This is a genomic window from Streptomyces sp. 147326, from assembly GCF_045000215.1.
In the GTDB taxonomy this organism is placed as follows: Bacteria; Actinomycetota; Actinomycetes; order Streptomycetales; family Streptomycetaceae; genus Streptomyces.
The window spans coordinates 5,206,313-5,220,302 of record NZ_CP134201.1 but is presented as its reverse complement, the minus strand read 5'-3'; the positions used below and the strand labels follow the sequence as shown (position 1 = coordinate 5,220,302).

Below are 13,990 nucleotides of genomic sequence, written 5' to 3'. Positions count from 1 at the left end.
CGACCACGGCCTGCCGACCTCTCACGGTGTCGCGGGGTCGGTGAGGGGGAGGTCCAGGGGCAGGCTCCGGGTGATGCGGACCTGATCGGGGCGCAGGTCCGCCGGAGTCGGCACGGCGCTGCCGGGCAGCTGGACGGCGGCCGCGCCGTGGGCCAGGGCCGAGGGCGTCGGGCCCGGCACCTCCCGCGAGCAGGAAACCGGCCAGGGCGGCGTCGCCCGCGCCGACCGTGCTGCGGACCGCGGGGGCGGGGGCGGTGCCGTAGTAGGTGCCCTCCGCGGAGACCAGCAGCTGGCCGTCCCCGCCCAGGGAGGCCAGTACGGTCCCTGCGCCCAGTGCGCGGAGCTCCGGTGCGTCCTGTGGGTTTACGTCCGTTCGATGCCCGTATCTGCGGCTTCCCCTCACCGTATGCCGATTTTAGGACAGAAACCAAGAAAAACGGACATGCCTACCCAGGGGGGCGGGCATGTCCGTGCGGTGGAGCGGAGGGCCGGATCAGCCGGCCGGGACCTTCTCGGGGGTCCGGCCCGCGTGCTCGGCGGCGCCTTCGCGCTGCTCCATCGGGAGCGCCCGGCGCGGCAGGACGAACATCACCGCGAAGATCACGACGAGTACGGCCACGACCCACCACAGCGCGCCGCGGAAGGCCTCCACGTACGGCGGACCGAAGACCATGTCGTCGTCGATCAGGCCGAAGAAGACGACGGAGGTCAGGGCGAGGCCCAGGGCGTTGCCCATCTGACCGGTGGTGTTGATCAGGCCCGAGGCGGATCCGGCGTGCTGGCGCGGCACCTCGGAGAGCACGGTGTCGTTCAGCGGGGCCACGATCAGACCCATGCCGACGCCCATGACGACCAGCGGGGCGGCCATCTGCCAGGAGGCGATCTCCATGCCGTAGTGCTGCGACTCCCAGATGTAGAGGAGCAGCCCGGCGGCCATGATCAGCGCGCCGGCCTGGAGCACCTTGCGGCCGAAGCGGGGCACGAGCTTCTCGACCGAGAGACCCGCGGCGACCGAGACGGCGATGGAGAACGGGATGCCGGTGAGACCGGCGCGCAGCACGCTCCAGCCGAGCCCCATCTGCATGTACATCGTCCAGACCAGGAAGAAGATGCCGGTGGCGATGCCGAAGGTCAGCTGGACGGCGATGCCGCCGGCGAAGCTCTTGACCTTGAAGAGGGAGAGCTCGACGAGCGGGGAGCCGTCCTTTTTGATCTTGTACTTCTCGTACGCGATGAAGGCGGCGAAGACGAACGGCGCGGCGATCATGCAGCCGAAGCCCCACAGCGGCCAGTCGTTCTCGTGGCCGTGGGTCAGCGGGAAGATCAGCAGGACCAGGGCGAGGGTGGCGAGGACGACGCCGACCAGGTCCAGGCGCAGCGCCTGCGGGGCCTTGGACTCGGCGATGAACTTGCGGCCCAGGATCACGCCCATGATGCCGACGGGCAGGTTGATCAGGAAGATCGGGCGCCAGCCGAGACCGAAGAGGTCCCACTCGATGAGCAGAGCGCCGAGGAGCGGGCCCGAGACGGCCGCGAGGCCCACGATCGCGCCGAACATGCCGAAGACCTTGCCGCGCTCCTGCGGCGGGAAGGTGACGTGGATGATCGCCAGGACCTGCGGAACCATCAGGGCGGCCATGCCGCCCTGGAGGAGGCGGGCGACGACGAGCACGTCCGGGGTCGAGGCGATGCCGCAGAGCAGCGAGGCCGCGGTGAACCCGGCGATGCCGATGAGGAAGATGCGCTTGCGGCCGTAGATGTCACCGAGACGACCGCCGGTGATCAGGCCGGCGGCGAAGGCGAGCGCATAGCCCGCGGTGATCCACTGGATCGCGCTGGTGGAGGCGCCGAAGTCCTCGCGCATGGTGCGGATGGCTATGTTGACGATCGTGACGTCGACCAGGTCCATGAAGGCCGCGGTCATCACGATGGCGAGCGCCAGCCAGCGGCGGCGGTCGGCGGGCGAGCTGGGTGCGTCGGGGGCTACGTCGTTCCGCTCTTCTTGTGCGGGCCCGTTCTCTCTTTCGGGCGATGTCTTGGGCGTCTCGGTGCTCATGAGGAGAAACCTAGACGGCGTCTAGGTCAGTCCGTGTCCTATTTCGCTGGCAGCCTGGATTCATGACCGACACCCCCGCACGGCTGCTGTCCCTGCTGTCCCTCCTCCAGACCCCGCGCGAATGGCCGGGCAGCGAGCTGGCGCAGCGGCTGCGGGTCAGCGCCCGCACCATCCGGCGCGACATCGAGCGCTTGCGGGAGCTCGGCTACCCGGTGGAGGCCACGCTGGGCGCCGAAGGCGGATACCGGCTGGTCGCGGGCGCGGCGATGCCGCCGCTGCTGCTCGACGACGAGGAGGCCGTGGCGATCGCGGTGGGGCTGCGGGCCGGGGCCGGGCACGCGATCGAGGGGGTCGAGGAGGCCTCCGTACGGGCCCTGGCCAAGCTGGAACAGGTCCTGCCGTCCCGGCTGCGGCACCGGGTGAGCGCGCTGCAGTCGGCCACGATCGCGCTGACCCGCGGAGACGGGGCGAGCGTGGACCCGCGGACGCTGACCGTGATGGCGTCGGCGGTGGCGGGGCCGGAGCGGCTGCGGTTCGCCTACCGGGCGGGGGACGGGGCCGAGTCGCGGCGCCTGGTGGAGCCGTACCGGCTGGTCAGCACGGGGAGCCGGTGGTACCTCGTCGCCTACGACCTGGAGCGGGAGGACTGGCGGACCTTCCGGGTGGACCGGGTGTCCGAGGCGTTCGCGACGGGGGCGCGGTTCGCGGCGCGGGCGCTGCCCATGGAGGCGGAGGAGTTCGTACGGCGGGGGTTCGGCGCGCGGGGCGCGGAGACGTACGTGGTGGAGGTCGACTTCGAGGCGGGCCCGGCGCAGCTGCCGGAGTGGCTGCGGAGCGCGGCCCTCCCGGGCGGGGGCGGGCAGACCTCGGTGCGCTTCGAGAGTGCGGACGCTCCGGAGTGGATGGTGGCGCGGCTGGCGCTGACGGGGCTGCCGTTCACCGTGCGGGGGCCTGCGGCGCTACAGGCCGCGGCCGGTGCGCTGGCCGCGCGGCTCACGTCGGCGACGGCCGCACGATAACCGGGGCCCGCCCCGGCCCCTGTGGGCTCCGCCCCCAGACCCCCGCTCCTCGAACGCCGGAGGGGCTGAATCGTGCCGGCGCCGGCGTGTGAGGCGGGGGGTCGGGCGGGACCCGGGAACGGGGAGCCCCGGCGCCTGGGGGGGATAGGCACCGGGGCTCGTACAGGGGGCTTGGCTGCGGGCCGCTCTAGGCCACGGCGTCGAAGCCCGTGTCGCGCGCCATCCGCTTCAGTTCCAGCAGGGCGTGCTTCTCGATCTGGCGGATCCGCTCGCGGGTCAGGCCGTGCTGCTTGCCGACCTCCGTCAGGGTCCGCTCGCGGCCGTCGTCGATGCCGTACCGCATCTTGATGATCGACGCGGTGCGCTGGTCGAGCTTGCCGAGCAGGTCCTCCAGCTCCTCGCTGCGCAGCAGCGAGAGCACGGACTGCTCGGGCGAGATGGCCGAGGTGTCCTCCAGGAGGTCACCGAACTGCGTGTCGCCGTCGTCGTCCACCGACATGTTGAGGCTGACCGGGTCGCGCGCCCAGTCCAGTACGTCGCCCACCCGCTTCTCCGTGGTGTCCAGCTCGGCGGCGATCTCGGCGTGCTCCGGGTCGCGGCCGTTCTCGCGGTTGAACTCGCGCTGGACGCGTCGGATCCGGCCGAGTTCCTCGACCAGGTGGACGGGGAGGCGGATGGTGCGGGACTGGTCCGCGATGGAGCGGGTGATGGCCTGGCGGATCCACCACGTGGCGTACGTGGAGAACTTGAAGCCCTTGGCGTAGTCGAACTTCTCGACCGCGCGGACCAGGCCCGCGTTGCCCTCCTGGATCAGGTCGAGGAGGGGCAGGCCGCTGCGCGGGTAGCGCCGGGCGACGGCGACGACGAGGCGGAGGTTGGAGCGGATGAACACTTCCTTGGCGCGCTCGCCTTCGGCGGCGAGCGCCTCCAGCTCCTCACGTGCCGGGGACTCGCCCTTGCGGTCTATCTCGCCGTCGAGGATCTGCTGGGCGTAGACGCCCGCCTCGATGATCTGCGAGAGCTCCACTTCCTTGGCCGCGTCGAGCAACGGGGTACGCGCGATCTCGTCCAGGTACATGCCGACCAGGTCGCGGTCTGCGATCTCCCCGCCCACAGCGCGGGCGCTGCTCGTGGACTGACGACGGGCGACGGCGCGGGTTGCCATGCGTGCTCCCTTGCGATGAAGTTCGGTCGCGGTGCGGCTGCCGGACGGCCACCGTGGTGGGGTGGTACGTCCTCGGACACTCTCCCGAGTGCCCGCTTCCGAAGGAAACAACGACTGGAATCGGGACAGAATTCCCACGTCGTTCCCTCTTTTTCGAGATCTTGCAGTATCCTGCCCTGCCACGAGAGGGGGCCGAATGCCTCGGAAACTCGAAGAGGTGCAGGTCAGGCCCGGAACCGAGGCCGATCTCGCCGCGCTCACGGACCTCTACAACCATTACGTCCGTGAGACGGCCGTCACGTTCGACACAACCGAGTTCACTGCGGAACAGCGCCGCCCCTGGCTGCACTCCCACCCTGAAGACGGCCCGCACCGGCTTCTGGTTGCCTGCACGGCCGAGGGAATCGCCGGATACGCCACAAGTGGGCCGTTCCGCCCGAAACCGGCCTACGCCACCTCAGTGGAGGCGAGCGTCTACCTCGCCCCGCACGCGGCCGGGCGGGGCATCGGGACCCAGCTCTACGAGGCGCTCTTCGCGGAGCTGGCCGAGGAGCCTGTGCACCGCGTCTTCGCCGGGATCGCCCTGCCGAACGAGGCCTCGGTACGCCTCCACGAGCGCTTCGGCTTCCGCCGCGTCGGAGAGTTCACGGAGGCGGGATGGAAGTTCGACCGCTACTGGGACGTCCGCTGGTACGAGAAGCGGCTGGACCGCCACCCGTCCGGGTGAGGTCTCCGTGCCGTGATCCATCGGCGAGGACGTCACCGGGGCGCCCCGGACCGCCTAGCCGAACTGGAGGGAGCGCTTCGAGAGGCCCATCCAGAAGCCGTCCACCGGGTCGCGGCGGGTGGTGAGGTCGCCGGTGGCCTCCGCCGCGCCGAGGGTGACGAAGAGCGGGGCGAAGTGTTCCGTACGGGGGTGGGCCAGGCGGCCCGACGGGGACTTGGTCTCGAAGTCGAGCAGGGAGTCGATGTCGCCGGAGGCGAGGGCCTCGTGGCCCCACGCGTCGAACTCGGCCGACCAGGCGGGGACGCCCGCGTGCCGCAGGGCGGCCAGGTTGTGGGTGAAGAAGCCGCTGCCGACGATGAGGACGCCCTCGTCGCGCAGGGGCGCCAGCTTGCGGCCGATGTCCATCAGGCGGCGCGGGTCCAGCGTGGGCAGGGAGATCTGGAGCACCGGTATGCCGGCCTCCGGGAACATCTCCACGAGGGGGACGTACGCGCCGTGGTCCAGCCCGCGGTCCGGTATGTCCTGGACCGGGGTGCCGGGGGCCTTGAGCAGCGCCCGGACCGACGCGGCGAGCCGCGGGGCGCCGGGGGCGTCGTAGCGGACCTGGTAGTAGTGCTCGGGGAAGCCCCAGAAGTCGTAGACGAGCGGGACCCGTGCGGTGGCGCCGAGGGCGAGCGGGGCCTCCTCCCAGTGGGCGGAGACCATCAGGATCGCCGTGGGGCGGGGCAGGTCCGCGGACCAGGCGGCGAGCTCGCCCGGCCAGACCGGGTCGTCCGCGAGCGGCGGCGCCCCGTGGCTGAGGTACAGCGCCGGCATGCGGGTCCCCTGCGGGGTCGCGCCCGTGGGGGTCGGGGGTGCAGTGGCCGGGGTCATGGGGCGCTCCTCCGTCGTCGGTACGGGGCTACCCGAAAAGACTAACCCCGCTTGGTTCAAATTTGAACCAAGCGGGGTGATCAGTCATTCCCGTGCGGGTACCGCCGTCAGTGGGCGATCACCGGGACCTTGAGCTCGGCGTCAGCGCCGTCGCCGCCGCCGGAGGCCACCGGACCGCCGACGTTCGGACGGCCGGTGGTGATCAGCGTCAGGGCGATGACCGAGCTGGCGGCCAGGATGCCGACCGCCCACCAGATGGCGGAGGCGTATCCCTCGACCATGGCCTGCGCCTGGATCAGCTGTCCGGCCGGGCCGCCCGCCGCGGCCTCGGCCGCGTGGTCGGTCAGGTACGCCGTGGTCGCCGAGGCGGCGATCGTGTTCAGCAGCGCGGTGCCGATGGCGCCGCCGACCTGCTGCGAGGTGTTGACCATGGCGGAGGCGACTCCGGCGTCGGCCGGGTTCACCCCGTGCGTGGCCAGGGACATCGCCGGCATGAACGCCGTTCCCATGCCGAGGCCGAGCAGCAGCTGCGCCGGGAGGATCAGCGCCGGGTACGAGGACCCGACCTCCAGCTGGGTCAGCAGCAGCATGCCGACGGCGGCGAGCAGGAAGCCCGGCCCCATCAGCAGGCGCGGCGCGACGCGGGTCATCAGGCGGGCGCCGATCTGCGTGGAGCCCAGGATCATGCCCGCGATCATCGGCAGGAAGGCGAAGCCCGTCTTGACCGGCGAGAAGCCCTTCACGACCTGGAGGTAGTAGGTCAGGAAGAGGAACAGGCCGAACATGGCGATGACGGCCAGGCCGAGCGAGAGGTAGACACCGCCGCGGTTGCGCTCCAGCAGGACGCGCAGCGGCAGCAGCGGGGACTTCACCTTGGACTCGACGAGGACGAAGGCCCCCAGCAGCAGCGCCGACGCGACGAACATGGCGACCGTCAGGCCGTCCGACCAGCCGGCGGACTCGGCGCGGGTGAAGCCGTACACGAGGGCGACGAGACCGGTGGTGGACAGGACCACGCCCGGGATGTCGAGCGGCGCGCGGTTGCGGGAGCCGGCGGGCTCGCGGATGACCATCCAGGCACCCACGGCCGCGACGATCGCGAACGGGATGTTGACGAAGAAGGTCCAGCGCCAGTTGAGGTACTCGGTGAGGAAGCCGCCGAGGATCAGGCCGACGGCGCCGCCGCCGCCCGCGATCGCGCCGTAGATCCCGAAGGCCTTGGCGCGCTCCTTGGCGTCGGTGAACATCACCGCGAGCAGCGAGAGGGCCGCCGGTGCGAGCAGTGCGCCGAAGGCGCCCTGGAGGGCGCGGGCGCCGAGCATCATGGCCTCGCCGTTCGCGGCGCCGCCGAGCGCGGAGGCCAGGGCGAAGCCGATGAGGCCGACGACGAAGGCGTTCTTACGGCCCCACTTGTCGGCGATGCGGCCGCCGAAGAGGAGCAGGCCGCCGAAGGCCAGCGCGTACGCGGTGATGACCCACTGGCGGTTGCCGTCCGAGATGCCGAGGTCGGTCTGGGCGGACGGCAGGGCGATGTTCACGATGGTCGCGTCGAGGACGACCATCAGCTGGGCCAGGGCTATGAAGACGAGTGCCTTCCAGCGGCTGGGATCGGCAGCCAGCGGCGGTGTCGCGGCTGTTTTTGACATGGGGGTACCCACTTCACTGTGCGGAATGACTGAAAAAGGCTAGTTGGCAAGCTTTGTGCGCGTCACATGGTTTTTTGCCGGAGGTCGTCGAAAGTGGCCGCCGAACCCGGCAGTTCGGAGCGGGCCGGAGCCCTCAACCCGTCGAGGAAGAGCTGGAGGTGACGGTGGGCGAAGCGGTCGGTGTCGAGGCAGGCGGTGCCGGGAAGCGGTCGGCTGAGCTGGGACAGGGCGACCATCAGGTCGCCGACGCCGATGTCCGTACGGATCGCTCCGGCGTCCTGGCCGGTGGCCAGCAGTGTCCCGACGGCCGACTCCAAGGCGGTCTGCGCCGCGAGGAGTTCGGGGTGTTCGCGGTCGAAGTCGTCGGCGAGCATGGGGCACAGGGCGCCGATCCGCTCGTCGGCCGCGGCGTGCGTGAAGCGGCACAGCGCGGCGAAGGCGTCGGACTCCTCGGCGAGGGAGGCCTCGGCCGAGGCCGTGACCCGGCTCATCACGAAGAGCACGACGTGACGGACGAGGGTGGGCCGGTCGGGGAAGTGCCGGTAGAGGGTCGCGTTGCCGATGCCGGCCCGCCGGGCCACCTCGTCGAAGGGGGCCGCGGAACCGAACTCGACGAAGACCTCGCGGGCCGCCGTCAGGATCCGCTCACGGTTGCGGACGGCGTCGGCGCGCGGACGCGGGACGCCGGAGCCGGCGCCCGCGCGGGACGCACGCGGCGCGCGGACACCGGCCGCCTCCCGCACGCGCGCCGGCTTCGGGGCCGGGGCCTGCGCCGACGCCGGGTCCCCGTCCGCCACGAGGGCGGACGGGGCCGCCGGGACGGTGGCGGTGGGGCGCTTCATTCCGGGGCCTCCCTGGCACGGTGACACGCAGTACGGACGGCTCGCCGCACGGACGGCTCGCTCTCGCCGTACGGACGGCTCGCTCGGCCCGCCCAAGCGGGGAGCCGGTCCCCGCTTTGCGGGACTCACGTACAAACGGGGATCCGGTCCCCGGTTATTTCACTCCCTCGTGTGACCTGACTCACAAGCCGGTCCACGTTCGGCCTCTCCCGACGCGCGGGCGCGCCGCGCCCGTCGGAGGGTGATCGCACAGAGCGCAGACCGGAGAGGGCCGGCTGCCGCGGACCCGAAGGCGATCTCCATGCCGCAGACCCGCCACCGGATACGCAAGCCCCGCCGCACCAGCGCGTTCATCGGCCTGACCGCGCTGGCCCTCGGCGTCTCCGCGACCGCGAGCACCGGAATATCCAGTCGCGGGCACTCGGCGGCCGGCCCTGTGGCCACGACCGTCGAATCGGCTCTCGCGCCCTGCCGGATCGCCGGCACCATGGGCGTGCAGATGTCCGAGGGCCTGCCGACCCCGGCCGGGTACTCGCGCTCGACCGGCGAGGTCCGCGCCCTGAACCTGATGGTCGACTTCCCCGACGCCAAAGGAGAGGGCGCGGCCGCTGACCGGCTGGCCGAGTTCTTCCCCCAGACCGCCGACTGGTTCCGCACCAGCTCGTACGGCCGGCTCACCTACCGGCCCGAGTCCCCCATAAGGAACTGGCTGCGGATGCCGATGCCCTTCGCCGCGTACGGGATCGAGCGCGGGTCCCCGTACGAGCCGGGCTACCGGCAGCTCGTCGAGCACATCGCGAAGACCGCCGACCCCGAGGTGGACTTCAGCCGGTACGACCTGATCAACATCCTGGTCACGCCGAACGCCGGGCCGTCCGCCCTGGACACCGTCCTCTCGGTGACCTTCTCGGGCAACGGCGAGGCCCCCGTCGCCGACGGGGTGCCGCTGGCCAACACGTCCTTCATCTACAGCCGGCAGGACGACGGATCCGGAACCTACCGGGAGACCGGCTTCCGGGTGCTCCCGCACGAGAACGGGCACGTCTTCGGACTGCCCGACCTCTACACCTCCGACGGCGGGAGCACGGTCGGGCACTGGGACATCATGAGCGAGGACTGGGGTGCCAACAACGACCTCCTGGGCTGGCACAAGTGGAAGCTGGGCTGGCTGGACAGCACGCAGATCAGCTGCGCGTCCAAGCCGGGCACCAGCGACCACACCCTGTCCCCGCTGGGAGTGCGGGGTGGCACGAAACTGGCCTTCATCCCGTTGTCGGAGAGCGCCGGGTACGCGGTGGAGGTGCGGACCCGGGCCGGGAACGACGAGGCCGTGTGCAAGCCCGGCGTCCTCATCTACAAGGTGGACTCCGACGTGGACACCGGGCACGGCCCGATCACGGTGTCGGACAGCGCCGGCGCGAGCGGCGGCTGCACGCGCCGGCCCAATGTGCACGCAGAGCTGTCGGACGCCCCGTTCCGGCCGGGCGAGACCTTCACCGACGAGAAGGCGGGCATCAGCGTCTCGGTGGTGGGCCAGCTGCGCAACGGCAGCTACCAGGTCCGCGTCACCCGGCCGTAGCCCTCGAAGGGACCAACCGCCTTCGGCCGGCGGGGTCCTGAGTATCCGTACTCAGGGTCCCGGCCCGCTGTTCTGCAAGGCTTCGCTCCATGAAGAACGCCTGGACCGTTGCCGGAGCAGCCCTCACCGGCGCCCTGACGGGGTGGACGGCGCTCGCGCTGTGGCAGTGGGCCGACGCCGAGGAGATCCGCGACTGCGAGGGGAGCGTCTCGCTCTGCCTCAGCCCGTACCCACTGATCGGCCTCCTGATGTGGGTGGCCCTGGCCACGCTCTTCCTCGCCGTCGCCCTGCCCCTGACGGGGGTGCGGCCGCGGAAGACGGCGACGGCGGCCTCCCTCGCCCTCCAGATGTACGCGCTGGCCATCATCGGACCCCTGGCGCCGCGCGAGGCCCCCGACACCACCGCGCCGAACCTGATCGCCCTGGCCCTCGGTCCGTCGCTCGTCGCCGTCTGCGCGGTGCCCGCCTGGCGCCGCGCCGGGCTCATCGCCGTCGGCGTGCTGGTGGCGGCGGGCCTGCTCGCCATCGGCATCGACAAGCAGATGTTCTGAACCGCGGGGCCGGGTCTCAGAGTTCTGCCGTGAGGGCCTCGCGCAGGATGTTCCCGACCTCGCCCCGGTGCTCCTGGGCCAGCAGGAAGAAGTGGTCCCCGGCGAAGCGGCGTACGCGGCACGGCCCGGTCGTGTGGTCGGCCCAGCCGTCGAGCGGCTCGTGCGGGACCAGCGGGTCCGCCGTGCCGCCCAGCACGTGGAGCGGCACGTCGAGCCGTACCTCCTCGAACCCCGCCGCGGCCTCCCGGCTGAGTGCGATGTCGGCCCGCAGCACGCGCGTGACGTGGGCCAGCATGTCCGGGTCCTGCAGGACCCGCTCCGGCGTACCCCCGCCCTCGCGCAGCAGCCGGACGGCGTCCTCCTGGGTGACCGTGGTGTGCGCCCGGCGCGGGGTCCGGCCGGGCACCTGCCCACTGACGACGGCCGCCCGGCACTGCGGGCCGAGGAGCACGGCCGCGCGGGCGGCGAGGAGCGCGCCGAGGCTGTGCCCGAAGACCACCGTGGGCAGCGGCTCGCGGCCGAGCACCTCGTCGGAGACGGCGCCCAGGACCTGGTCGAGCCGGCAGCCCGCGGGCTCGCCGAAGCGGCGCTCCCGCCCGGGGAGGGAGAGCCCGAGCACTTCCACGTCCGCGGGCAGCGCCTCGACGACGGGGTAGAGCGTGCTGGGCCCGGACCCGGAATGCGGGAACACCAGGAGGCGTACGCGGGGCACGGCAGCCGTGCCCGGCGGCCGCAGCAGCGGCCACCAGGGGACGGTGGGGGCGTTCATCGTCGTCACCTCGAAGCTCCCGTTCACGGGCAGTTGATGATCCTGCTCAGCGTACGCAGCGGACCGAGCCCCGTAGGTCCTGCCGCGGGTCGACCGGGAGGCACAGCGGGACGTGCCTGCTAATCGAGGGGTGAGTCGGTCGTTTCCAGGCCGTCCAGCAGCATGCGTTCAGCGGGGGTGAACGAGGGGCCGTGGCTCGGTGAGCGCAAGGGGCCGATGAGCGCCGTCAGCAACGTGCCGGGCTTGACCAGCGAGGGGGGCTGGGCCTGGAGGGACAGCACGTCGGTCAGGGCTGTGGCGGCGTGGAACGAGCCGGTGGCGGTCCGCGACAGGCGGCTGACATAACGGTGGAGGAGACGATCGGCAAGGTTCGGGCGCTTGCCCCGGGTCGTGGGGAAGTGGATGTCCTGCCCCACGGAAAGGGCCCACGCAGCGTCCACGGGGCGGGCGATGGCGCGCTGAGCCCGGCGGGCCAGACCGGGACCGGCTCCGGTCGAGAGCAGATCGCGTAGGGCCAGTGCCCCCAGCGCTGCCACCGACATCCCCTGCGCGTATACGGGGTTGAAGGCCGCGACGGAGTCTCCCAGTGCCACCAGGCCCTCAGGCCAGGGACGGAGCCGTTCGTAGTAGTAGCGCCTGTTCTCGGTACTGCGGGTGACGCTGACGTCGGTGAGCGGTTCGGCGTGCTTGAGGAGGTCGGCTATGACGGGGTGGCGCAGCGTGCGGGCAAAGGGTTCGAATGCCTCCGCGTCACGGGTGGGCCGTCCGCCAGGGGCACCCATCAGGCTGACGTGCCAGCGGTCGCCTTCGATCGGCAGGATGCCGCCGGCCTTGCCCGGATGCGGGAGACTCGGGTCGGCTTGCACGCCGACGACGGGCCAGCCCCGGGTCGGGACGGGGGCACGGTAGATGCGGCTCGCGTAAGCGAGGCCCGAGTCGATGCGTTCCTCGGCGAGGCCGGTGATTCCGAGTCCGTTGAGCCACTGCGGCATGCGGGTGGCCCGGCCGCAGGCGTCGATGATCAGGTCGGCGCGCAGTTCCGCTTCAGTGCCGTCGTCCGCTTGGACACGCACACCGGTGACGGTGCTGCGGTCGCCGAGCAGTCCGACGACCCTGGACTGCGTGCGCACCCTGACCCGGGAGTCTTTCAGGACCTGCTCCCGGACGACGAAGTCGGTCAGGTCCCGGCTCGCGGTGATCACGTAGTGGGTGGCACGCTCCCAGCGCCGGTACCAGCCTTCGGGAGAATGTATGACCATATTGGTGGTAACGGGTATGCGGTGGGCACCTGCGGCCAGCAGCAGCCCGGTACTGCCCGGCAGGAGGGCCTCGATCGCCTCCGCACCACCGGTTTGCAGCCAGTGGATGTGGACGGCCTGGGGGACTCCGGTACGCGGATCAGGTCCTGCGGGCAACCCGTGGGCCTCGATGATCTCCACGGAACCGACGTGGTCCTTGACGGCGGCCGCCGCGAGCATGCCGGCCATGCTGCCGCCGATGACTACGACCCGTCGAGGTCGCCGGCTTGAGGCTTCATGCATGACGCACTGCTTTCTGCGCGGGCCCGTGGTGCTCATGGATGTCTTGGACGACGGGCGAGGTCAGTGCCAGCGACAGCGGAACCAGGTCCCGCGCGCGCCATGCCGACCCGTACGTGGCATCTCGCGGCTGCTCCGGAACGGCACGCTGCCGTTCGCGAGCGATGAGGAGCATGGCCGCATCCGCAGTGACCGCGGCGGAGAAGACGTCGTCATCCTTACAGAGCGCGGCGCGGTAGGCCACCTCCCGGACAGCGGGGTCGCAGTAGGGCGTCAGCGTGAGAAGGGCGTCGTACAAGGCGGTTTTCCGTGCCGTCAGGAGCACGGTCGGCGCAGTCCCCCACCAGGGCAGCGAAGCGCGGACGGCGTTCGGAGTGGGCACGTCCTGGAGGGCCCGCCACAGCGGGGCGAGCTGCCACAACTGCCGTACGGCCCGGGCGCTCGTCATCACACGCGGACCGGCCAGCGGGAGGGCGAAGCCGACGGCACCGAGGATGGTGGAGGGGGCGACCAGCTGGGGGGAGACCTCGTCGACGAGGAAGTCGAGGTTGTGGCCGGTCCACCGCGCAGCCACCGCCACCAGTCTGACGACCGCGTTGCACACGATGAGCAAGTAGGCGGGAGCCAGGATGCGCAAGCCTGCGCGCAGCGACCCGTGCACCTCTCGGGACCACCGCCAGCACAGCGCGCTCGCAGCCGTCATCGCCACGCCCTGCGCCAGCAAATAGGTGAGGATCATCTCCCGGATGTACGGCGTGTCGGCGTAGTACACGTCGAAGAGGGCGACCTGTTCCACGGGAGCGCTGCCCGCCCAGTACAGGGCGAAGATCGTGAGGATGGCCAGGCTGTAGACGGCCACGCACAGGCGTGAGGCGCGCAGCGTCTGCTGCGGGGGTGTCGGCCGCCAATTGATGATCAGCAGGAGGCTCGCTCCGGAGAACGCGGTCATCGTCGCGAAGAACACCGGGGCAGCCAGATTCGCCATCCCGGTCAGCCGGTTGAGCGCGACGATGGACCCCGGGGCCGCGAGGAGCATGCTGCATCCGCCGGCGAAGAGCAGCACGCAGGCCGCGCGCAGCAGCATGTCGTGTCGCCTGCGGGCCAGCGCGGGTAACTTCGAGGTGCCGACCAGCAGAAGAGTGATTCCGCTGACGTAGTAGACGAGATTGCCGGACGCGGATGTCACCTTGCTGTTCTCTCCTCGGTGCGGGCGCTGCAGAAGACC

The 13,990-nt window shown here is 71.4% G+C and carries 12 protein-coding genes and 1 pseudogene; 4 read left to right on the top strand and 9 right to left on the bottom strand.

The window, feature by feature from the left end:
• Nucleotides 1–21 precede the first annotated feature (21 nt).
• A pseudogene (locus tag RIU97_RS23975) lies at nucleotides 22–352 on the bottom strand (PfkB family carbohydrate kinase); the annotation flags it as partial.
• Nucleotides 353–493: 141 nt separating this feature from the next.
• Nucleotides 494–2,056, bottom strand: coding sequence for an MFS transporter (locus RIU97_RS23970; protein ID WP_404959639.1), 1,563 nt, complete (start codon nucleotides 2,054–2,056; stop codon nucleotides 494–496).
• A 62-nt stretch (nucleotides 2,057–2,118) separates the two neighbouring features.
• Here RIU97_RS23970 and RIU97_RS23965 point away from each other — a divergent pair, with 62 nt between their 5' ends.
• Nucleotides 2,119–3,075 carry a helix-turn-helix transcriptional regulator gene (locus tag RIU97_RS23965; RefSeq protein ID WP_404959638.1) on the top strand — a complete coding sequence of 319 codons (957 nt, stop codon included), beginning with the start codon at nucleotides 2,119–2,121 and terminating at the stop codon, nucleotides 3,073–3,075.
• Nucleotides 3,076–3,262: 187 nt separating this feature from the next.
• On the opposite strand, the gene RIU97_RS23960 is transcribed toward RIU97_RS23965, so the two are convergent.
• Complete coding sequence (locus RIU97_RS23960; protein ID WP_404959637.1) at nucleotides 3,263–4,240, bottom strand: RNA polymerase sigma factor RpoD/SigA; 978 nt, start codon at nucleotides 4,238–4,240, stop codon at nucleotides 3,263–3,265.
• 196 nt (nucleotides 4,241–4,436) lie between these two features.
• Between RIU97_RS23960 and RIU97_RS23955 the strand changes: the two genes are divergently transcribed.
• On the top strand, nucleotides 4,437–4,967 hold the full coding sequence (locus RIU97_RS23955) for a GNAT family N-acetyltransferase (RefSeq protein ID WP_404959636.1): 531 nt from the start codon (nucleotides 4,437–4,439) through the stop codon (nucleotides 4,965–4,967).
• 54 nt (nucleotides 4,968–5,021) lie between these two features.
• Here RIU97_RS23955 and RIU97_RS23950 read toward each other — a convergent pair whose 3' ends face one another.
• The 3 genes from RIU97_RS23950 to RIU97_RS23940 all read right to left on the bottom strand — a co-directional run bounded on the left by RIU97_RS23950 (nucleotide 5,022) and on the right by RIU97_RS23940 (nucleotide 8,328).
• Nucleotides 5,022–5,840 (bottom strand): dioxygenase, encoded by an 819-nt coding sequence (locus RIU97_RS23950; protein WP_404959635.1) that lies wholly within the window; start codon nucleotides 5,838–5,840, stop codon nucleotides 5,022–5,024.
• A gap of 107 nt (nucleotides 5,841–5,947) precedes the next feature.
• The gene (locus RIU97_RS23945) at nucleotides 5,948–7,486 is read right to left on the bottom strand and encodes an MFS transporter (protein ID WP_404959634.1); all 1,539 of its coding nucleotides are present in this window, start codon (nucleotides 7,484–7,486) and stop codon (nucleotides 5,948–5,950) included.
• Between the two features lie 62 nt (nucleotides 7,487–7,548).
• Nucleotides 7,549–8,328, bottom strand: a complete 780-nt coding sequence (locus tag RIU97_RS23940; RefSeq protein ID WP_404959633.1) for a TetR/AcrR family transcriptional regulator — start codon at nucleotides 8,326–8,328, stop codon at nucleotides 7,549–7,551.
• Between the two features lie 301 nt (nucleotides 8,329–8,629).
• Between RIU97_RS23940 and RIU97_RS23935 the strand changes: the two genes are divergently transcribed.
• Both RIU97_RS23935 and RIU97_RS23930 read left to right on the top strand, forming a co-directional pair.
• Entirely contained in the window at nucleotides 8,630–9,907 is a 1,278-nt protein-coding gene (locus RIU97_RS23935; RefSeq protein WP_404959632.1) for a M6 family metalloprotease domain-containing protein, read from the top strand.
• A gap of 89 nt (nucleotides 9,908–9,996) precedes the next feature.
• The gene (locus RIU97_RS23930; protein ID WP_404959631.1) at nucleotides 9,997–10,458 is read left to right on the top strand and encodes a hypothetical protein; all 462 of its coding nucleotides are present in this window, start codon (nucleotides 9,997–9,999) and stop codon (nucleotides 10,456–10,458) included.
• A 16-nt stretch (nucleotides 10,459–10,474) separates the two neighbouring features.
• On the opposite strand, the gene RIU97_RS23925 is transcribed toward RIU97_RS23930, so the two are convergent.
• The 3 genes from RIU97_RS23925 to RIU97_RS23915 all read right to left on the bottom strand — a co-directional run bounded on the left by RIU97_RS23925 (nucleotide 10,475) and on the right by RIU97_RS23915 (nucleotide 13,951).
• Nucleotides 10,475–11,227, bottom strand: a complete 753-nt coding sequence (locus RIU97_RS23925; RefSeq protein WP_404959630.1) for a thioesterase II family protein — start codon at nucleotides 11,225–11,227, stop codon at nucleotides 10,475–10,477.
• A gap of 119 nt (nucleotides 11,228–11,346) precedes the next feature.
• Nucleotides 11,347–12,768: an NAD(P)/FAD-dependent oxidoreductase gene (locus RIU97_RS23920; protein ID WP_404959629.1), complete on the bottom strand. Its 1,422-nt coding sequence runs from the start codon at nucleotides 12,766–12,768 to the stop codon at nucleotides 11,347–11,349.
• The gene (locus RIU97_RS23915; protein ID WP_404959628.1) at nucleotides 12,761–13,951 is read right to left on the bottom strand and encodes a DUF6545 domain-containing protein; all 1,191 of its coding nucleotides are present in this window, start codon (nucleotides 13,949–13,951) and stop codon (nucleotides 12,761–12,763) included. Before RIU97_RS23915 ends, RIU97_RS23920 begins: the two co-directional genes overlap by 8 nt.
• Between the last annotated feature and the right edge of the window lie 39 nt (nucleotides 13,952–13,990).